Genomic DNA, 18,972 nt, shown 5'->3' with positions numbered 1-18,972 from the left:
ACTTTCAATTCTTATATATTCGCAAAAAAATGTTTATGTTAAAAGCAGTTATTTTTGATATGGATGGGGTTATTATTGATAGCGAACCCATGCACAATAAAGCGTATCATGATATGTTTGATGAAGTTGGTATAAACGTTTCATCAGAACTCTATGAATCTTTTACCGGACAATCTACCATTAACATTTGCAAGCGTTTATGCGATTATTTTGATTTAAAGGAAGCTCCAGAAACTTTAGTAGCACTAAAACGTAAGCATTACAAACATTTTTTTGAAAGTAACTCAGATCTCACACTCATTGATGGTGTTTTCGATTTGATAAAAGATTATCATAGTAACGGATTAACTTTAGTGCTTGCCTCATCTGCAGCTATGACTAGTATTAATCAAATTTTTGATCGCTTTGATTTGAATAAATATTTTATAGCCAAATTTAGTGGTGGTGATTTAAAAAAATCTAAACCTCATCCAGAAATTTTTATTAAAGCGGCCTCTGCTACTGGTTTTAGTAATAAGGAATGTTTGGTTATTGAAGATTCTACCAATGGTGTTATAGCTGCAAAAGCTGCTGATTTATACTGCGTCGGTTTTGATAGCTTTCACTCTAAAAATCAAGATTATAGTAAAGCCGATTTAGTTATTAAAGACTTTAAAGAGATTGCTTATAATAAAATAACAGAATTACTCTAAAACTGCATAACCAAAATTAACCGAAAAAGGTACACACCAAATAATAACGTGGTTATAAACTTCTAAATCTATATTATTTGGTAGTATATATTCATAATCGCCTTCTATACCTTGTAAAGCGCCTAGAGTTATATAATTACTAGCCGAAGCATCTGTTGCTAAATACACTTCTAACGAAGGTCCAGCGTCGGTTTTAAAATTTGTAAATGAAAGTTTCATTTTATCATTGTTAGCAGTTGCTTTCCCTATAGTAGGATGAGCACCAGACATAAAACTGCCTTCAACAGTTTCAGACATTTCTTCCATTTGCATATCCTCTTCTTGAACCATTGATTCATCATTTGAAGTTGAACAAGATTGAAAAGAAAGTAAAAGAATTAAGAGTAGATACAAGGTTCTCATAGCGTTAGTTTTTAAGTATATTAAAAATTAGGTCGAGAAACCTCTTTAAACATTACAAAATTATTCACATAAAAAAAAGAAGGCTAACGCCTTCTTTTAGTATTAATATCTTATTTATTTTAATTTAGGCTTCTTCTTTTTTGCCGCCAAAAAGCTTTTTACGAAAACCTCCAAATAAAGCTACTGCCCCAATAGCTATAAACTTCCAGAATTTTAACACTAATGCGAAGAAACCTGCTTTAGCCAATATTTTTCCTGCTATTAGGCCACCAATTCCATAAGCCGCTACTTTATCTATATCTGGATTAAAATCTGAATATCTATTACCTGGTGTAAACTCAACGCTTTGTAAAATATTATCGCGGTCTTTATTAAAAGCATCTAACATGGTTATGTCACCAATAGCATTGAGATTGAGATATCCTTTTCTACCCAATACTCTAATATTGTAATTTAATGTGTTTACGTCATAATCTTCAAATTTTAACTCCTTTGCCCAATGCAATTTTTTATTTTCTTGATCATAATATGGTTGTGATGCCCAACCTACTAATTCAATAGTTGGATACCCTAGTTCTGTACGTTCAGGATTTCCAGCTTTTGCATCTTCTTGCATTTCTTCAAGCAAATCATCATAATCTAAATCTTCTGCGTCTTCATCTTCTATATAACCTTCTTCTGCATATTCAATTTCTACAGCATAGGTGAAATTATCATGCATTGGTGTCATATCTTCAGGAAATAACAATCCTATTGGCTCGCTTGGTGGGTTTCCCCATAAATCTGTTAATACACGTTTACTTTGTTCACTATCTAAAAATTTAAAACCTTCTGGTACGTTAATTATTGCTAAACCATCACCAAGTGTTATTTCACCTCGTTGATAAGTAAATGAATTATTTATACTATCTAATGCTTTCTGATATTGTTCTAAATCAATGGATAAGGAGTCTGTTTCTTGTTGTGCATAAATTTGAATTACAAAAAGAAACAAAATTACAGTAGTAATGTTTTTCATGATGTTGGTTTGTTAGTTATGGTTTGAGCTTTAAATTTAGTTTATTTATTTAATTATCTGATTTTTCCTGCATTGTTTTTATAATATTTTTCAATCTTTCTTTTCTTAATAGTTCTTCTGCTTTCTTTTTATTTTTCTTTTGAGCCATTAATTTTGAATGCTTCGCTTTATTTTTTGTGTTTTTAGCTTGTCCCTTTTTTGCCATAATACCTATCCTATCCTTTTGCTTTTTTTAATAAATCATTTTGCTCTTCCATTAACTCTGTAAGTTTTGATAACAGTTCAATATCTTTTGGAGTTGCTACTGTTTTATCTTCAGTGTTTTGAGCTCTATTACGTAATCTGTTCATAAACTTCACCACAATAAAAACGGTAAATCCTATAATTAAAAAATCTAATAAGGCTTCTCCTAAAGCACCATAACCTATAGCAACTTCTTCTAGTTGTACTGTTCCGTCTGCATGATTTACAGCATCTTTTAAAATAATTCTTTTGTTTTCAAAATTAACACCATCTGTAAGCAATGATAACGGTGGAAGAAATACTTTTTTAACCAATACATCTATAACTTTATTAAAGGCAGCACCAATAATTATACCTATAGCCATATCCATCATATTACCCTTTACAGCAAACTCCTTAAACTCTTTAAACAAATCCATTTTAACCTTTATTTTAATTTCTCCTGTAAATATAATTAGATTGCATTTATATCATAAAAAATATATTATCATCTAAATAGGTGATTTTTTAATTATTACTCAATTAGGTAATATTTTAAATTATTAGCTATTTAACTAATATTTTAAATTATTAGCTATTTAACTAATATTCTTGTTGTTTTGATTAAAATTTCATAATTTTAAAAAATAAATATTACTATCATTATGACTAGCGTGATTACAGGCGATATTATTAATTCTCAAAAAAGCTCTCCAAAAAAGTGGCTAGATACATTGAAATCTGTATTAAAAATTTATGGTGAGACACCTTCAAATTGGGAGATATATAGAGGTGATAGTTTTCAGTTAGAAATTAATCCAAAAGATGCTTTAAAAGCTTGTTTTCTAATTAAAGCTTCTATAAAACAATTTGATAATATTGATGTAAGACTTGCTATAGGTTTGGGTGAGAAAACGTATAAATCAGAAAAAATCACAGAATCTAACGGATCTGCTTTTGTAAATTCTGGTGAATGTTTTGAAGCCCTAAAAAAAACAACACTTGCAATAAAATCACCTTTTGAAACATTTGATGTGACTTTAAATATTATGCTAGAACTGGCACTCTTAACTGTAAACAATTGGTCTGTTACCTTAGCAAATCTTATTAAAACAACTTTAGAAAACCCAGAATTAAATCAAAAACAACTGGCTAACACTTTAAAAACAACCCAAGGCAATATCAGTCAAGGCTTAAAACGTGCTGGGTTTGATGAAATATCAAAATTAATAGACTATTACGAATCCCAAATACAAACCCTATGATAGCTTTAACCATAAAATTGATATTAGCTCATTTTATTGGCGATTTTTTACTCCAACCACAAAAATGGGTTAATCATAAAGAAACGCATAAACATAAATCAAAGTTTTTATATTGGCATATTTTAGTGCACTTTGGCGCTTTAATTTTAGTTCTAAAAGCTGATTTTAGTTTTTGGTTAGGAATACTAATTATAATTGTTTCGCATTATGTAATTGATGTTATTAAACTGCATTTAAAACCTAAACTTAACAACAGGCTTCTCTTTGGTTTAGACCAATTTGCGCATTTATTATTTATTGCAATTGTAGTAAGTATGTATGAACCTTATGAGTTTAATAGTAATATGCTTTATGCTCCTAAATTTTTATTGTTAATTACAAGTTTGTTGGGTGTTACTGTAGTGTCTTCAATTCTCATGAAAACCATCATCTCTAAATGGTATTTAAAGGAAGACACAGATGAAGAATCTCTAGAAAATGCAGGCTCTTATATTGGGATGTTAGAACGCTTGTTTGTTTTCGCATTTATTGTTACACAACACTGGGAAGGCATTGGCTTTTTAATTGCTGCAAAATCGGTGTTTCGATTTGGTGACTTATCAAAAGCTAAAGACCGAAAACTTACCGAATATATTTTAATAGGAACTTTACTAAGCTTTGGTTTAGCAATACTTTTTGGTATAAGCTATGAGTATGTTTTAAGTTTAATTGAAACTGTAAATTAAACTAGAAATTACTTTCTATAAAACTTAGCATACCCGCGGTAAGCGAAAAAGGCTAAAATTGCAACAATAGCACAAGCAATACCTATAAACTTAACACTTACAATTTGGTCTCCACTGGCATAACTATGTAATCCTGCTAAGTAGAAATTTACCCCAAAATAAGTCATCATAATACTTGCAAACGCAACAATTGACATGAGGTTGAAAAACCAACGCCCACGAAGTCCTGGAACCAATCGCATGTGTATTACAAAAGCATAAATCATAATGCTTATAAGCGCCCAAGTTTCTTTAGGATCCCAGCCCCAATAACGCCCCCAACTTTCGTTTGCCCACATACCTCCTAAAAAGTTACCTATAGTAAGCATAACCAAACCTACAGTTAAAGACATTTCGTTAATAATGGTCAATTCTTTTATATTCAAATCCATTTTTAACTTATTCTTTTTAGTAGTGAAAATCATTAAAATTAAAGACACCACCCCTAAAATCATCCCCAAAGTAAACGGACCATAACTCGCCACAATTACCGCAACATGAATCATGAGCCAATAACTATTTAACACAGGTTGAAGATTTGCTATGGCAGGATCCATCCAATTCCAATGCGCTATCATTAAAATCATGGAGGTTACAAAGGCAGTTGATGCTATGGTTAAATCACTTTTACGTCCAAAGGCTAATCCAAAAAACATAGTTGCCCATGCTACATAAATCATAGATTCGTAAGCATCACTCCATGGTGCATGTCCAGAAATATACCAACGTACAATTAACCCTGCAGTATGTAAAATGAACAATGCCACAATAGCCCATTTAAAAATGTTAACCGAAACATTAATTGCTTTTCTTTTATCATTAAATATTTGAACAATCAATAGTATAAAAAGCAAAGTACCGACATACATATACCAACTAAACAGTTTTTTAAAGATGTCGTATTTGTTATAAAGTACTTCGGTTTTTACTTTATCATCACTTAACATAACGGCACTACCGTACTTGTTTTGAGTTTTCTTAAATGCTTGCAATAATTTTGAAGCTTCTGAAAAATCACCAGTTTGTTTTGCTTGATTTAGGGTGTATAAATACACACCAAAACCATTTTTTATAAAGTTTCCGTAAAGTGAATCTTGTATTTTGGAAGAATCCCTTTTATAATCGTAAGTAGACATCCATGTATTATTGTCGTCTTCAGGAATTGGGAATATTTTTAAAGACATCCCTTCAATTGTATTGTACAATAAATTTACACGTTGGTCTGTTTCTTTAAACTCTTTTTGAAACCCATTTGGTACTTGAGCTTTATAGGCTTCATCTAAATACGGAGCCAATTTATATGCGCCTCTATCAGAAAAGAAGTCAGCTAAGGCTGCATATTTTTCTGTTTTTTCTACTCCAATAAGCTTTCTAATAGAATCTCCCTTTTTAGGTTTTAAGTAAATGACTGGTACATTGTACCAAAGCATTGGGCTTTCTTGAATAGACAAAAACACTTGGTTAGCATCAAATTCTTCATAAGTATCATACTTACTTAATTTACGCAGCATTTCTGATGCGAATGTATTTACAGGCATCATTCTTCCGCTTAAATCCTGAATAACCAAATGCCCAAATTCATCGGCATGTGCTTTAGGAGTTATATTCGCCGTTAGAATAGAATCTATTTGTGCTTTTGTTGGTTGTGAATGATCGTGACCATCATTAGCTGAATGTTCTTGAGAAAAGCCATGTAGTCCCAAACACAATAATAAAACTGTAAGCGTTTTAGCTTTTTTAAACTTTACTTTTTCGAGTTGTTTTTTTAAATCTCCAAAACGCGAATGCTTACTAAATAAAATAGCCATCAACCCAAAATAGAGCAGCATATAACCAATATATGTGATTAACGTACCCCAATAATCATGGTTTACAGATAGAATAGTTCCTTTTTCATCTGGATCGAAACTCGATTGAAAAAAACGATAGCCATCATGATCTAAGATATTATTCATAAAAATCTTATAATCATAATTTTCAGCTCTGTTATCAACAACCGTTACTTCACTTGAATAAGCAGAATACCCACGTTCTGTACCTGGATAACGTTCTGCTTCAAAATCGTTTAACTTTAAAGAAAATGGTAACTCTAAAACTTTAGAGCCATATTTAAAAGCAAAATCTAAGCCTCCTATTTGTGTTTGTTTAAAACTACTATTACTTCCCTTTCCTCCTAGCAAACCAACTTTTTGAGTTTCTCCATTTGTAGTCACTTTTAACACTACACCATTTTCATCGTTTTTAAGTAATTGTGATTTTTTTACCACATCAAAAACACCTTTAACCACAGGTTTAGGAAACACCAATTGCATATTACCAATTACATATCTAGACCTTAAATAAAGTGGTTGTAAACTATCTTTAACCAATTTGCCTTGTGCCATAGTTGCCATAGTCATATACTCACCTTCAAAAGGAGAATTTATGCTAAGAGAATCGCCTTGATAGGTAATATTAATAGCACCATCAATAGGTTTATTAAGTGAAAAAAGAATATTATGAATGAGTGATTCTTGACCAACTTTTAAGAAATGATTATGCGGCGCACCGTTACCAGCTTCAACTATTTTAAGGTATTCCTCTCCATTTTCATCTGGAATAATATCTTCTTCAGCTCCAACAATAAACTTCTCTAACTCTATAGTTACTGGTTGCTGATTATATTCTGTTTTAATTTTAAGATCGTTATCTAAACGTCCGGAAAAATCAACTTCGGTTTCTAAAATACGACGTTGCGCAACGCCATCTACCTCATAATCACCATCAATATAAGTTGTAATATATGTTTTTTGTGAAAGAAATGTGTTTTCAGTTGCTCCTTCACGAATAGACATCATACCTTCAAAGCTTGCATAACGCGTAATAAATGCACCCAACAAAATAAAAATGAAAGCTAAATGTAGAATGAGTGTCGCCCACTTTTCTTTTTTATACAGTCTAAATCTGAAAATATTTCCTGTAAAATTAATAACAAAAAACACCATGATGGCTTCAAACCACCATGCATTATAAATAAGATTTCTTGTGTAAGGTGTTGGAGATGTGTCTTGTCCTGCATCTAAAAAAGTGCCTATAGCCATTGCAGCAGCGAATACTATAAATAAAACAGCAGTAAGTCGGGTTGAGAAAAGAATTTTCCCTAATTTTTCTTGCATAATCATAGCCCTTTTAAGGTTCTGCAAATTTAAGTATTTAAGTTTATTTTGAAGTGTTAAAAGTATTTAAAAAAGACTATGTGTTTCTGGCTTCAAAAATTTTTAAATAAAGAAAGGTTCCCATTTTTCTGGCGCGCCGTTTTGCATTTTCGGCATAATCGCCTTCAAAAAGTTCATCAATAGTTTGAAACCAAAGGTTTAACCACAAGCCAAAATGTAACTCTGTAATACTATTATTGTACTCTTTATCTACATTTACATGCGCCTCTAAAGGATTTCCTGTGTATTTAGTTTTTAAGAATAAACTCGCTTCCCAAAAAGTTGTAAGTCTTTCTAAATGAGTGTCCCAATCTTTAATGGTTTCATTAAAAAAAGGGCCTAAAACTTTATCTTGTCTTACCTTTTTATAAAACGATGACACTAGTAAAAATACATCTTCTCTAGTTCTTATATCTTTTTTACTCATACAAAACAAAGATAGCTTAATCGATTTTTAAATCGGGTATTATTAACTATTTTAGCAACATGATTTCGGTAGTTATTCTTGGCGCTGGTAATGTAGCCACTCATTTTTATAAAGGGTTTAGCAAAACAGAAAATGTATCTGTTAAACAATGGTATAATAGAAGTTTAGACACTCTAAACCAATACAAAAACAGTGTTGATATCACAGATAATATAAACAATCTAAAGGATGCCGATGTTTATATTTTAGCGGTTAGCGATGATGTAATTGGAACACTTTCTGAAAAAATTCCTTTTGAAAACAAACTAGTTGTGCACACTTCCGGAAGTGTTAGTGTTTATGATTTAGATAAAAAACACAAACGTGGTGTTTTGTACCCACTTCAAACATTTAGTAAACATGCTGAAATGGATTTTGCTAATGTACCTATCTGTATTGAAACCGTAGACAAAAAAAGTTACCCAATTTTAAAAGAGTTGGCTGTAAACTTAGGAAGCCCAACAAAAAAAATAAATAGCGAACAACGCCGCGTTTTACATTTAGCTGCTGTTTTTGTAAACAATTTCACAAATCAGTTATATAGAATTGGTCATGAAATTACCGAAAGTAAAGGAGCTGAATTCGATTTACTGAAACCTCTTATTTTAGAAACAGCAAAAAAAGTTCAGGGCATGTCGCCTTACATGGCACAAACAGGTCCTGCAAAACGAAATGATAAAAAAACCATTAAGGCACATTTAAAACTTTTGGAAAACAAACATCATAAAGACATTTATAACCTCTTAACAACCTCGATACAACACACCCATGGAAGAAAAAAGCTATAAAGAATATTTAGAACACATAACCACATTTATTTTTGATGTTGATGGCGTTTTAACCAATGGTTCTGTACTAGTTACCGCAACTGGAGATATGTTGAGATCTATGAGTATAAAAGATGGTTATGCGCTAAAAACCGCAGTAGATAAAGGTTTTAACGTTTGTGTTATCTCTGGTGGATCTAACGAAGGTGTACGCATACGTTTAAATGGATTAGGTGTTACAGATGTTTACCTTGGAGCTAGTAATAAAATTGAACAGCTAAACGATTATTTTAACAAAAAGAATATAAAGTCTGAAAATGTTTTATTTATGGGTGATGATATTCCAGATTACCCGGTAATGAAAGCCATTGGTTTACCATGTTGCCCACAAGATGCGGTTCCAGAAATAAAAAGCATTTCTAAATACATTTCTCATAAAAAAGGCGGAAAAGGTGCTGCTAGAGATGTGATTGAGCAAGTATTAAAAGTTCAAGGAAAATGGAATGGAAATTATAATGCTAAATATGATTAATTTCAAAACCATAAAATATTAAACACTAAAATTGGCAAGAAACAAAAGGAGGCATAGCGTAGGTTTTGGTTATATTGGTTTTGGTAACAATCAAAGTGTTTTTAATCAAAACTCTAAAAAAGCATTTTCTGAATTAAAAGAGAAATTGAATAGTGAAACGCATTTTCATTATCAATTGGATTTTTTGCATAAAAAACTTTCCAAGGCAGAAAAAGAAATCATTAAAAATAAGATTAGAAAAGATGAAAAACGTAGAGCAAAAAAAACAATTTTCATCTTTGTTCTTATGCTAATTCCTGTAACTTTCCTTTTTAAATTACTAATAGACAGCTTTATGACTCATGTTTAATTTTTTACAAAATGTTTGATTTTTTAAACCTCATTCGTTGGAAAAATTTGCTCATGCTTGTATTGGTGCAATTACTTATTAAATATGCTCTTTTAGAGCCTTTTGGTGTTCAAACCAGTTTAAATAGTTTAGAAATTACACTTCTAATATTAGCTACCATTTGCATTGCTGCTGCAGGAAATATTATTAACGACATTAATGATATTGAAACTGATTTCATTAATAAACCTGATAAAATTATAGTTGGAGAATCCATTTCTGAAAAAGTTGCATACAACCTTTTTATAATTCTTAATGTCGCTGGTGTTGGTATTGGTTTTTACTTATCTCAAGCCATTGGTAGATCTGGTTTTTTCTCGATTTTTGTCATCATTTCTGTATTGCTATATGTTTATGCAACCTATTTAAAACGCACTCTACTTATTGGTAATATCATAATATCTGCTTTAGTTGCCTTAAGTATTATAATTGTTGGTATTTTTGAAATACTTCCTGCTACTTCAGCTTCAAATCAGCAAACACAATTTGTATTCTTCAAAGTTATTTTAGATTATGCGCTATTTGCTTTTAGCATTAATTTGCTTCGAGAAATAGTAAAAGATATTGAAGATATTGATGGTGATTATAAAGCGGAAATGAATACATTACCAATAGCTATAGGAAGAGAGCGTGCTAAAAATGTTATATCAATTCTAAATTTCTTTCCATTAATTGCAATCGTTCTTTATACCATATCAAACCTTTACAAACAACCTGTCGCGGTTGGTTACTTTTTATTGTTTATTATTGGACCTCTACTCTACACGTGTATAAAAACATTTAGTGCGACTAATAAAAAAGACTTTCACCATTTAAGTAATATGTACAAAATAATCATGCTATTCGGTATGCTTTCCTTACTTTTATACAAGTTTGTTATACTTAAATAATGCTTAACGAAAAACTTAAAAATCATCATCTTATTTTAGCTTCAGGATCTCCAAGGAGACAAGATTTTTTTAAAAATTTAGGTTTAGATTTTGAAATTAGGTTAAAACCCGTAAAAGAAGAATACCCGCCTCGATTAACTCATTTTGAAATAAGTAATTACTTAGCGCAACTAAAAGCATTACCTTTTAAAAATGAATTAAAACCTAATGATGTTTTAATAACAAGCGACACCATTGTATGGCATGAAAATAAAGCCTTAGGAAAACCACAAGATAAAAATGAAGCGTTTAGTATTTTAAAATCGTTGAGCAATAAAACTCATGAAGTCATAACATCGGTTTGTTTTACAACACCTAGTTTTGAAAAAACACTACATGATATTACAAAAGTGACCTTTAAAGCTTTATCTGATGAGGAAATATCATACTATATAGATTCCTGCAAACCTTTTGATAAAGCAGGCGCTTATGGTATTCAAGAATGGATTGGGCAAATTGGAGTAACTAAAATAGAAGGCTCCTACTTTAATGTAATGGGTTTGCCTGTGCATTTGGTTTACAAAACGCTAAGTGACATTTCAGATTTAAAATAAAAAAACTCAATAGAAACTCTTTATTAAATTAATAATCTATTTGGTTTTGTAATGTATCTTTGTATTAAATTTTAACGCAAAAGCTATGTTTTTAAGCAACTACCAGAATGAATTAATTATAAGCGCAATCGTTATAATTTCGCTGCTTGTAATAAGGTTCATTTCTCATTTCACCATAACAAAAATTGCAAAAAAAAATGATATTAATGATGCCAGAATCAGGCTTATTCGCAGGTATGTAACCGTAACACTTCTTTTAATAGCTATACTAATAGAAGCCTTTATTTTTGGTACCGAATTTAAAGAACTAGCCTTTTTATTTTCATCTATTTTTGCAGTTATAGGCATTGCGTTATTTGCCATTTGGTCCATATTAAGTAATATAACCTCTGGCATTATTATGTTTTTTAACTTTCCATATAAAGTGGGAGATAAAATAGCAATACATGATAAAGACTTCCCAATTACAGCAATTATTGAAGATATTAGAGCTTTTCAACTACATTTACGATTAGAGGATGGCGATTTAGTTACTTATCCAAATAACCTAATGTTACAAAAAGCGGTCACTCTAATTAAAAAAGATGCTATAGTCGACATACTTGATGATGGTGCTGATACTGTATAAATATTCATTATATTTATAATATCAATGTTTTAAAATGGCTAAAAGAAGAACTCAAAGATCTAAAAAAAAGATTGGGCAAATTCCAGGAAGTGTTATTTACACAGGAGAAAAGTCTAGTCAAAAATTATTTATTGAATCATTTGATTACAATAAAGACACTTGCATAGTAAGAGAATTATTAAATGTTGAAGAATGCTTTGAGTTTGAAAAAGGCACCATAACATGGATTAATATAAATGGTTTAAATCATGTAGATGCCATAGAAAAAATTGGTGCGCATTATGAATTACATCCTTTGGTTCTAGAAGATATAGTAAACATCTCACAGCGACCAAAAATTGATGAATATGACCATTATCTATTTGTGGTCTTAAAAATGCTGTATTATGATGCTAATGAAAACATAGTATCAGAACAAGTAAGTTTTATTCTCGGAGAAGATTATGTATTGACGTTTCAAGAAGCTGAAGGCGATGTATTCGATGCTGTTAGAGACCGCATTAAACAAGCAAAAGGTCGTGTTCGCACTATGCCTGCCGATTATTTACTTTATACTTTAATTGATGCTATTGTAGATCATTATTTTAGTGTTATTGAAATTTTAGGCGACAAAATTGAGGACTTCGAAACCGCTATTTTTGCAGGCGAGGTTGATAATGATGTTAGCCAGAAAATTCAAGATTTAAAACGTGAAATTCTAAGAGTACGTCGCTCTATTTTTCCTCTTCGTGAAGTTATAAATCGCATTGAAAAAAATGATGACTCCCTAATTCATAAAAATACATTAACCTATTATAGAGATATTTACGACCACCTAATTCAAGTAACTGAAAATATTGATATTTACCGAGAAATGATTTGGAGTTTAATGGATATGTACATGACAACTATTAGTAACAAAATGAATGAAGTTATGAAAGTATTAACTATTATGGCTTCTATATTTATTCCGCTTACATTTATAGCAGGTATTTATGGTATGAATTTCGAGTATATCCCAGAACTACAATATAAGTATGGTTATTTTGTTATTTGGGGTGTAATGATTGCTATTTTTATTGGCATGCTTGTCTATTTTAAACGTAGAAAGTGGCTGTAATACTTCTTAGAAACATAGATAATTAAAAAAACTAATCTTATTCTTTAGTTTTACGCAAGCTAAAAAATCATGAATAAAAAAGAAGTAGCAAATAAATACTTGGAATATCTTGAGAAAGGAGACATCAACAATGTGGTTGATTTATTTGATATAAATGGAATTGTGGATTCCCCCATATACGGAGTTAAAAAGGCAGATGAATTTTATCGAGAATTAAGTAATGACACTACGAATTCTGAACTTTTTCTAAAAGGAATATTTGAACAGACTAATTCAAATGACCTTGCACTTTATTTCACATATAAATGGACTTTGCAAAATAATCAGGAAGTGGAATTTGATGTTGTGGATATTATTGAACTTGATTCTAAAAATAAAATCAAAAAGTTGAAAATAATATATGACACGGTTGTTGCCAGAAAATTAGTTGACAAACTAAAAGAATAAAGCCAGCGTACAACAATGTATAACCGCAATTACGGCGGATTCGACTTCGTTCGAATCCACTCGGAATTGCTAACTTCCATACCAAATGAAAAACATTAACCTCATCTCCGTAACTTATACTTATCCGATAACCAATAGCAAATTATAACCTGACTATAATTTTCAGAATAAGCTCTTTTAAATAATAATCTGAATTTTCATAAAAACTTAAATAAATTATTCTTTTTTATTTAGTTGAGAACTTATAAGTCGTTTTTGTTGAATAGATTTCTCCTGGTTTTAAAGTAGTTGTAGGAAACTCTTTTTGATTTGGTGAATCTGGGTAATGTTGCGTTTCTAAGCAAAATCCTGTTCGTTTATTATAAGTTCCGCCATTTGGTATAGGTAAAGAGCCATCTAAAAAATTTCCTGTGTATAATTGCATACCTGGTTCTTCAGAAAAAACTTCCATAAATCGTCCACTTGTTTCATCATAAGCTGAAGCTACAAAACGCATATTGCCTTTTTTACCATTTAAAACCCAACAATGGTCATAACCACCTCCAAGTTTTAGTTGTTCATTATCAGCTTCAATTTCTTTTCCTATTTTTTTTACTGAAGTAAAATCAAAAGGACTTCCTTTTACATTTCTAATTTCTCCTGTTGGAATCAATCCACTATCAACCGGTAAAAAAGCATCAGCATTTAAAACTAAATCGTGATTTAAAATATCTTTTGAAAAATCTCCTGTCAAATTAAAATATGCATGCTGTGTTAAATTAACTACTGTTGTTTTGTTTGTTGTTGCTTTGTAAGATACTTCTAGGGTGTTATCATTACTTAGGGTGTAAATTACTGTAACTTTTAAATTTCCTGGATATCCTTCTTCTCTATCTTTACTTAAATATGTTAATTTTAAAGCTGTATTATCAGTTCCTTCTATAGGTTCTGCATCCCAAACCACACTATCAAAACCAACTAAACCTCCATGTAAATGATTTGACCCATTATTGATTGCTAAAGTATATTCATTGCCTTCTAAAGTAAATTTACCGTTTGCAATTCGATTACCATAACGACCAATTAAAGCTCCAAAATATGGGTTTTCGTTTAAATAATCGTTTAAATTATCAAAGCCTAAAACAACGTTTTCTATATCTCCTCTCTTATTAGGCACTTTTAGGGATGTTATTCGTCCACCATATGTAATAATATCAACCTCAATACTATTTTTGTTTGTTAATTTATATTGTTCTACTATAGTACCATCTGGCATTTTGCCAAACTCTGATTTATTAATAATTAGTTTTTTTTCCAAAATAGTTGTTTGCGTTTCAGTTAATATTTCTTTTTTATTTTCTTTACATTGCATGTTTATTGCTAAAAGCAGAACTAATACAAAATAACGTAAAACAGATTTAAAATTTTTCCTTTTTTAAAGGATTTTACTTGTTTATATGAACTAATTACTTTCAATTTCTATAGTACTATTATTTAAACCATTTGATGATATAGTAACTTCAATAGTTCCTTTATTATCTTTTATTGAACGAATAATTCCCAAAGCCATACCACTAAATGCTTCTCGTTTGTTAGAATTAAACTCTGTCATATCACAAGGATTTCCATTATCTGTTGCTAAAAGTACTCCTGCTCCTTCAACTTGGAACTCAATTTCATTTGTGGCATTGGCAACAAAATTTCCTTCTTCATCAATAACTTTAACTGTGATATATGCTAAATCTTTACCATCTGCATTAATTTGAGTTCTATCTACAATCACTTCTAACTTTGTAGGTTTACCAGTCGTTTTTACAATTTTTTCTGCCCAAAATTTACCATTTTTATAAGCAATTGCTTTTAATTCTCCAGATTCATAAATCACATCATCCCAACGTAAACGATATTCAAATTTGCCTTTTTTCTTTCTTCCTAATGATTTTCCGTTTAGGAATAATTCTGCTTCATCTCCAGAAGTCATTATATGTACCGGAGTAACTTTGCCTACTCTATTCTCCCAATTCCAATGAGGTAAAATATGAACCATAGGTAAATCTGGTCTCCAACGTGCTTGATATAAATAGTATCTATCTTTTGGGAAACCCGCCAAGTCTAAAATACCATTATAAGAGCTACGACAATTGTAATAAGGTGTTGGTTCACCCAGATAATCAAAACCCGTCCAAACAAACTCTCCTGCAGAATATGGATATTTGTCTAATGAAGCAAAAACTTTGTCTGCAGTAGAACCAAAATCTACAGCATATAACTCATACGCACTAACTTGTGAAATACTATCATCTTTACCGTTTCCATGTAACATTGGTGCACTTATTTTATCGGTTACAGGAAACAAATAAATACCACGACTGCTAGCTGCTGAAGCAGTTTCACTGCTCATAATCACCTTATTCGGAAATTTTTTATGATAAGGTTCGTATTGAGGTTTTGTTTTAATTCTGTCTGTGACTTTATCAAAAATCGGATCTTGACGAATACCTTCGCCTTGATAATTAAAACTAATGACATCCATAACAGTTGGAAAAGGCATATCTGATTTTGCCCAATTCATTGCGCTTGTGGTTAAACGTGTTGGATCTTCATTTTTTATTATTTCTACTAATCTTCTACCAATTTCCGCCCCATCTTCATCGGTATATTGCTCACCAACTTCGTTACCGTAACTCCATATGATAACTGAAGGATGGTTTTTATCTCTTCGAACCATAGCTCTGGCATCAGCTTCGTACCAATCTGAAAAAATTAAATGAAAATCGTGAGGCGTTTTTTTGCGTTCCCAAGAATCAAACACTTCGTCAATCACTAAAAATCCCATTTTATCACATAAATCCAATAATTCTGGCGCTGGCGGGTTATGTGCCATACGAATGGCATTGCAACCCATTTCTTTTAAAATTTCTAGTTTACGTTCTGCAGCTCTTACATTAAAAGCAGCACCAATAGCACCCAAATCATGATGTTCGTTAACACCTTTTAGTTTAATTAATTCACCATTTACTAAAATGCCTTGATTTGGATTAAATTCTAATGAACGAATGCCAAAAGTAGTTTCGTAAATATCAACTTTAATACCATCAATTTTTATTGTAGTTACAGCTTTGTATAAGTTTGGTGTTTGTGTTGGTGGTGGACCCCAAAGTTTTGGATTCTCTATATCTACTGATGAATTTATTTCACTAGAATTTTCATTAGAAATATTACTTTGATTACTAAATTCAGCAACTTTTTCATCAGAAAAATAAATTTTAGTTATAACTTCAACTTCAGCATTAGTATCAGAATTATTATCAATTTTTACTAAAAAATCTATTGTTGCAGATTCCTTTGAAACATTTCGAGTAGAAACTTTAGTTCCCCAATGTGCAACGTGAACCTTATTAGTTTTTGTTAACCAAATATTACGGTAAATTCCCGCTCCAGGATACCAACGTGCCGAGTGATTTGGGTTATCAACTCGAATAGCTAATTGATTGTCACCATTAAAATTGATGTAAGGCGTTAAATCTAGTCGCCAAGAATTGTAACCATATGGCCAACCACCAACTAAATTACCATTTAACCAAACTATAGCGTAAGACATTATCCCATCTATATCTAAGTAAATTGCCTTGTTTTTATCAGTTTCTGAAATCTCAATCTTTTTACGATACCACGCCACACCATTACTTGGTAAGCGTCCCATACCACCTGTAACTGCTGCGTTATCTCCTTCTTGAAACGGTCCATTTATGGCCCAATCGTGAGGCACAGTTACAGTTTCCCAATAACTATCATCAAAATTATGTTGAACAAACGGAAAGTCTTTTCCTGGATTTCCTTCTGGACGTTTATGTTGTTTAGATTTATTTTTAACAAAAGCATTTCCTGTTGGCAAGATAAATGGTTTTAATGCTCTTTCTGAAGCTTCTAATTTTTCGGCTTCTGTAGCTGGTGTATCAGCTGCTTTAGAGTCGTTTACTGTTTTTACCTCAGGACGAACATCATAATATAAATCATCAGCTTTTTGGGCTGAATCATATCTCATAAACTTCCAATTACTATTAATTGAAATTCTTTCGCGTAAAACTCCTATGTTTTCTTCTGTATTTTTACAAGAAATAACAATAAATATTAAAAGACTTAATGATATTGTTTTTTTTAAAGTATTCATTTACTTAACTCATTTAATCCTTTTTTAGTTTGTTTCACTTATTTTATGGAAACTTCATACAATTAACCCATATTGCTCTTATATAACTTCCGCTAAATGGTATTGAACCGTTGTGATAAAAGAAATAAGTTTTTACAATTAATTATTAGTTACAAAAGTTGTAATACTATTGGGTGATAAAAGATATAAAAACGCATCTATAGAAGGTTCAATTTCTACAGCTTCTTGAGCCTCTAAACTTTTTGTACCACTAGTAACATAAGGGGTAACCGAAGTGCTATTTGTTCCAGTGATTACGAATTGTTGTTCTTTGGTTTGGTCTGATTCGTTTATTGCTACAATAACGGTTTTTCCTTCACCGGAGTACGCACTTATGAACACACCTGTTTGAGGGCTTTCATCAGCATCTATTCTTTTATAATCAGGTCGAATGAATTTTGAAAAATTAGACATTACATAACCTCTTTTTGTTACAACTCCGTTTGTCGTCCCTTCTTCTCCATCACCGATAAAGCCATAATAACGTTTACCATACCACCAAACATAGGCACTGTATTGACCTATTACCAAACAGTTGTGAATTTCTTTCCCAACCAATAAGGCATCTGGCCATAAATTTCCACTTCTATCACTTGTGGTGTAATGTTCGGTCATCCACAGTTCTTTTCCTTTTTCAATAGCCAATGGATAAGGATAATCTTGTAATTGAGTACCATAAATATGTCCGCCAACAATATCCACATTTGCAACTGCTTCAGGGTCATTTAGCATTAAATCTGTATGCTCATGTCTGAACTGAAAAGATTCTGGAGATATTACTTTTGTATTAGTAATTAGTTGTCCGTAGCCTTTAACAAAATCTCTAACTTGAGTTGCTGTCCAATCGCAAGACTCATAACCTACTTGAATATCGCCTTCGTTTTGAATGCCAATAGCCTCAAGAGGTGCTCCATTAGAGTTCATATAAGCAGTAAAATCGTTTAAATAATTTGCATAATCTTCATAAGACTCTGGTTTTAATGATCCGCTAACCAAATCATTATTCGTTTTCATTTCAGCTGGTGGACTCCATGGGGTTGCCATAATTTTGGCACCTCTATCTGTTGCCAATTGCGCATGCTCAAGCTCAATACCTCTAGCAAAATCATCAGTAGCTACTCTAATTCTTAAAATTGATAAACCAATTTGACCATTATTCGTTCCAAATAACTTATCCATATCTGAAGCATTAAGAGGATTGTTCAATCTAAAAACTGTTGCTGCTCCAAACCCACTTATGTTTTGTTTAACATCTGTAGGTGTAATTGTAGAAGCATCATTTTGTAATACTGTTGGGTCCGTTGGATCTGGTATTGGTGTAGGTCCTCCTACGTTATTGTTATCATCATTACTACTACAATTGAAATTTAAGATTACAATTATTATCGCTAAAATTTGTTTAATTCTTGTTTTCAT

20 protein-coding genes are annotated in these 18,972 nt (G+C 31.3%); 11 read left to right on the top strand and 9 right to left on the bottom strand.

Annotation, left to right across the window (positions count from 1 at the left end):
• Positions 1 to 35: 35 nt before the first annotated feature.
• Complete coding sequence (locus MBM09_RS07050) at positions 36 to 692, top strand: HAD family phosphatase (protein WP_238676145.1); 657 nt, start codon at positions 36 to 38, stop codon at positions 690 to 692.
• On the opposite strand, the gene MBM09_RS07045 is transcribed toward MBM09_RS07050, so the two are convergent.
• From MBM09_RS07045 to mscL, 4 genes are all read right to left on the bottom strand, one after another.
• A complete protein-coding gene (locus MBM09_RS07045; protein ID WP_238676144.1) occupies positions 684 to 1,094 on the bottom strand; it encodes a DM13 domain-containing protein in 411 nt (136 codons plus the stop codon). The genes MBM09_RS07050 and MBM09_RS07045 overlap by 9 nt on opposite strands.
• Positions 1,095 to 1,218: 124 nt before the next feature.
• The gene (locus tag MBM09_RS07040) at positions 1,219 to 2,112 is read right to left on the bottom strand and encodes a DUF2167 domain-containing protein (RefSeq protein ID WP_238676143.1); all 894 of its coding nucleotides are present in this window, start codon (positions 2,110 to 2,112) and stop codon (positions 1,219 to 1,221) included.
• A 49-nt stretch (positions 2,113 to 2,161) separates the two neighbouring features.
• On the bottom strand, positions 2,162 to 2,317 hold the full coding sequence (locus tag MBM09_RS07035; RefSeq protein ID WP_238676142.1) for a hypothetical protein: 156 nt from the start codon (positions 2,315 to 2,317) through the stop codon (positions 2,162 to 2,164).
• A gap of 10 nt (positions 2,318 to 2,327) precedes the next feature.
• Entirely contained in the window at positions 2,328 to 2,774 is a 447-nt protein-coding gene (gene mscL, locus MBM09_RS07030; RefSeq protein WP_238676141.1) for a large conductance mechanosensitive channel protein MscL, read from the bottom strand.
• A gap of 225 nt (positions 2,775 to 2,999) precedes the next feature.
• On the opposite strand from mscL, the gene MBM09_RS07025 reads away from it, so the two are divergent.
• Both MBM09_RS07025 and MBM09_RS07020 read left to right on the top strand, forming a co-directional pair.
• Entirely contained in the window at positions 3,000 to 3,599 is a 600-nt protein-coding gene (locus MBM09_RS07025; RefSeq protein WP_238676140.1) for a SatD family protein, read from the top strand.
• Positions 3,596 to 4,324, top strand: coding sequence for a DUF3307 domain-containing protein (locus MBM09_RS07020; RefSeq protein WP_238676139.1), 729 nt, complete (start codon positions 3,596 to 3,598; stop codon positions 4,322 to 4,324). The genes MBM09_RS07025 and MBM09_RS07020 overlap by 4 nt, the downstream gene beginning before the upstream one ends.
• A gap of 8 nt (positions 4,325 to 4,332) precedes the next feature.
• Here the strand turns inward: MBM09_RS07020 and ccsA are convergent, their stop codons facing one another.
• A complete protein-coding gene (gene ccsA, locus MBM09_RS07015; protein WP_238676138.1) occupies positions 4,333 to 7,518 on the bottom strand; it encodes a cytochrome c biogenesis protein CcsA in 3,186 nt (1,061 codons plus the stop codon).
• A gap of 76 nt (positions 7,519 to 7,594) precedes the next feature.
• A complete protein-coding gene (locus tag MBM09_RS07010) occupies positions 7,595 to 7,984 on the bottom strand; it encodes a group III truncated hemoglobin (RefSeq protein WP_238676137.1) in 390 nt (129 codons plus the stop codon).
• A 59-nt stretch (positions 7,985 to 8,043) separates the two neighbouring features.
• On the opposite strand from MBM09_RS07010, the gene MBM09_RS07005 reads away from it, so the two are divergent.
• The 8 genes from MBM09_RS07005 (at position 8,044) to MBM09_RS06970 (ending at position 13,367) form a co-directional block, all read left to right on the top strand.
• On the top strand, positions 8,044 to 8,811 hold the full coding sequence (locus MBM09_RS07005) for a Rossmann-like and DUF2520 domain-containing protein (protein ID WP_238676136.1): 768 nt from the start codon (positions 8,044 to 8,046) through the stop codon (positions 8,809 to 8,811).
• The gene (locus MBM09_RS07000; RefSeq protein WP_238676135.1) at positions 8,792 to 9,322 is read left to right on the top strand and encodes an HAD family hydrolase; all 531 of its coding nucleotides are present in this window, start codon (positions 8,792 to 8,794) and stop codon (positions 9,320 to 9,322) included. The genes MBM09_RS07005 and MBM09_RS07000 overlap by 20 nt, the downstream gene beginning before the upstream one ends.
• Positions 9,323 to 9,353: 31 nt before the next feature.
• On the top strand, positions 9,354 to 9,671 hold the full coding sequence (locus tag MBM09_RS06995; protein WP_238676134.1) for a hypothetical protein: 318 nt from the start codon (positions 9,354 to 9,356) through the stop codon (positions 9,669 to 9,671).
• Positions 9,672 to 9,682: 11 nt separating this feature from the next.
• Positions 9,683 to 10,600 carry a geranylgeranylglycerol-phosphate geranylgeranyltransferase gene (locus MBM09_RS06990; RefSeq protein ID WP_238676133.1) on the top strand — a complete coding sequence of 306 codons (918 nt, stop codon included), beginning with the start codon at positions 9,683 to 9,685 and terminating at the stop codon, positions 10,598 to 10,600.
• Positions 10,600 to 11,193, top strand: a complete 594-nt coding sequence (locus MBM09_RS06985) for a Maf-like protein (RefSeq protein WP_238676132.1) — start codon at positions 10,600 to 10,602, stop codon at positions 11,191 to 11,193. The genes MBM09_RS06990 and MBM09_RS06985 overlap by 1 nt, the downstream gene beginning before the upstream one ends.
• 85 nt (positions 11,194 to 11,278) lie before the next feature.
• Positions 11,279 to 11,821: a mechanosensitive ion channel domain-containing protein gene (locus tag MBM09_RS06980; protein WP_238676131.1), complete on the top strand. Its 543-nt coding sequence runs from the start codon at positions 11,279 to 11,281 to the stop codon at positions 11,819 to 11,821.
• 34 nt (positions 11,822 to 11,855) lie between these two features.
• Positions 11,856 to 12,920 carry a magnesium/cobalt transporter CorA gene (gene corA, locus MBM09_RS06975; RefSeq protein WP_238676130.1) on the top strand — a complete coding sequence of 355 codons (1,065 nt, stop codon included), beginning with the start codon at positions 11,856 to 11,858 and terminating at the stop codon, positions 12,918 to 12,920.
• A gap of 69 nt (positions 12,921 to 12,989) precedes the next feature.
• Positions 12,990 to 13,367 (top strand): nuclear transport factor 2 family protein, encoded by a 378-nt coding sequence (locus MBM09_RS06970; protein ID WP_238676129.1) that lies wholly within the window; start codon positions 12,990 to 12,992, stop codon positions 13,365 to 13,367.
• A 226-nt stretch (positions 13,368 to 13,593) separates the two neighbouring features.
• Here the strand turns inward: MBM09_RS06970 and MBM09_RS06965 are convergent, their stop codons facing one another.
• From MBM09_RS06965 to MBM09_RS06955, 3 genes are all read right to left on the bottom strand, one after another.
• On the bottom strand, positions 13,594 to 14,718 hold the full coding sequence (locus MBM09_RS06965) for an aldose epimerase family protein (RefSeq protein WP_238676128.1): 1,125 nt from the start codon (positions 14,716 to 14,718) through the stop codon (positions 13,594 to 13,596).
• A 90-nt stretch (positions 14,719 to 14,808) separates the two neighbouring features.
• Positions 14,809 to 17,517 carry a beta-galactosidase GalB gene (gene galB, locus MBM09_RS06960; RefSeq protein ID WP_238676127.1) on the bottom strand — a complete coding sequence of 903 codons (2,709 nt, stop codon included), beginning with the start codon at positions 17,515 to 17,517 and terminating at the stop codon, positions 14,809 to 14,811.
• 138 nt (positions 17,518 to 17,655) lie between these two features.
• Positions 17,656 to 18,972, bottom strand: a complete 1,317-nt coding sequence (locus MBM09_RS06955; RefSeq protein ID WP_238676126.1) for a glucuronoxylanase — start codon at positions 18,970 to 18,972, stop codon at positions 17,656 to 17,658.

It is taken from the genome of Flaviramulus sp. BrNp1-15, from assembly GCF_022259695.1.
In the GTDB taxonomy this organism is placed as follows: domain Bacteria; phylum Bacteroidota; class Bacteroidia; order Flavobacteriales; family Flavobacteriaceae; genus BrNp1-15.
Note: the sequence above shows the minus strand (reverse complement) of the source record. Positions and strands in the feature narration are given on the sequence as shown.

What these genes read in the sequence shown, in the direction of transcription:
- MBM09_RS07050 (WP_238676145.1), top strand. Translation starts at nt 36, where the DNA reads ATGTTAAAAGCAGTTATTTTTGATATGGATGGGGTTATTATTGATAGC.
- MBM09_RS07045 (WP_238676144.1), bottom strand. Translation starts at nt 1,094, where the DNA reads ATGAGAACCTTGTATCTACTCTTAATTCTTTTACTTTCTTTTCAATCT.
- MBM09_RS07040 (WP_238676143.1), bottom strand. Translation starts at nt 2,112, where the DNA reads ATGAAAAACATTACTACTGTAATTTTGTTTCTTTTTGTAATTCAAATT.
- MBM09_RS07035 (WP_238676142.1), bottom strand. Translation starts at nt 2,317, where the DNA reads ATGGCAAAAAAGGGACAAGCTAAAAACACAAAAAATAAAGCGAAGCAT.
- mscL (WP_238676141.1), bottom strand. Translation starts at nt 2,774, where the DNA reads ATGGATTTGTTTAAAGAGTTTAAGGAGTTTGCTGTAAAGGGTAATATG.
- MBM09_RS07025 (WP_238676140.1), top strand. Translation starts at nt 3,000, where the DNA reads ATGACTAGCGTGATTACAGGCGATATTATTAATTCTCAAAAAAGCTCT.
- MBM09_RS07020 (WP_238676139.1), top strand. Translation starts at nt 3,596, where the DNA reads ATGATAGCTTTAACCATAAAATTGATATTAGCTCATTTTATTGGCGAT.
- ccsA (WP_238676138.1), bottom strand. Translation starts at nt 7,518, where the DNA reads ATGCAAGAAAAATTAGGGAAAATTCTTTTCTCAACCCGACTTACTGCT.
- MBM09_RS07010 (WP_238676137.1), bottom strand. Translation starts at nt 7,984, where the DNA reads ATGAGTAAAAAAGATATAAGAACTAGAGAAGATGTATTTTTACTAGTG.
- MBM09_RS07005 (WP_238676136.1), top strand. Translation starts at nt 8,044, where the DNA reads ATGATTTCGGTAGTTATTCTTGGCGCTGGTAATGTAGCCACTCATTTT.
- MBM09_RS07000 (WP_238676135.1), top strand. Translation starts at nt 8,792, where the DNA reads ATGGAAGAAAAAAGCTATAAAGAATATTTAGAACACATAACCACATTT.
- MBM09_RS06990 (WP_238676133.1), top strand. Translation starts at nt 9,683, where the DNA reads ATGTTTGATTTTTTAAACCTCATTCGTTGGAAAAATTTGCTCATGCTT.
- MBM09_RS06985 (WP_238676132.1), top strand. Translation starts at nt 10,600, where the DNA reads ATGCTTAACGAAAAACTTAAAAATCATCATCTTATTTTAGCTTCAGGA.
- MBM09_RS06980 (WP_238676131.1), top strand. Translation starts at nt 11,279, where the DNA reads ATGTTTTTAAGCAACTACCAGAATGAATTAATTATAAGCGCAATCGTT.
- corA (WP_238676130.1), top strand. Translation starts at nt 11,856, where the DNA reads ATGGCTAAAAGAAGAACTCAAAGATCTAAAAAAAAGATTGGGCAAATT.
- MBM09_RS06970 (WP_238676129.1), top strand. Translation starts at nt 12,990, where the DNA reads ATGAATAAAAAAGAAGTAGCAAATAAATACTTGGAATATCTTGAGAAA.
- MBM09_RS06965 (WP_238676128.1), bottom strand. Translation starts at nt 14,718, where the DNA reads ATGCAATGTAAAGAAAATAAAAAAGAAATATTAACTGAAACGCAAACA.
- galB (WP_238676127.1), bottom strand. Translation starts at nt 17,517, where the DNA reads ATGAATACTTTAAAAAAAACAATATCATTAAGTCTTTTAATATTTATT.
- MBM09_RS06955 (WP_238676126.1), bottom strand. Translation starts at nt 18,972, where the DNA reads ATGAAAACAAGAATTAAACAAATTTTAGCGATAATAATTGTAATCTTA.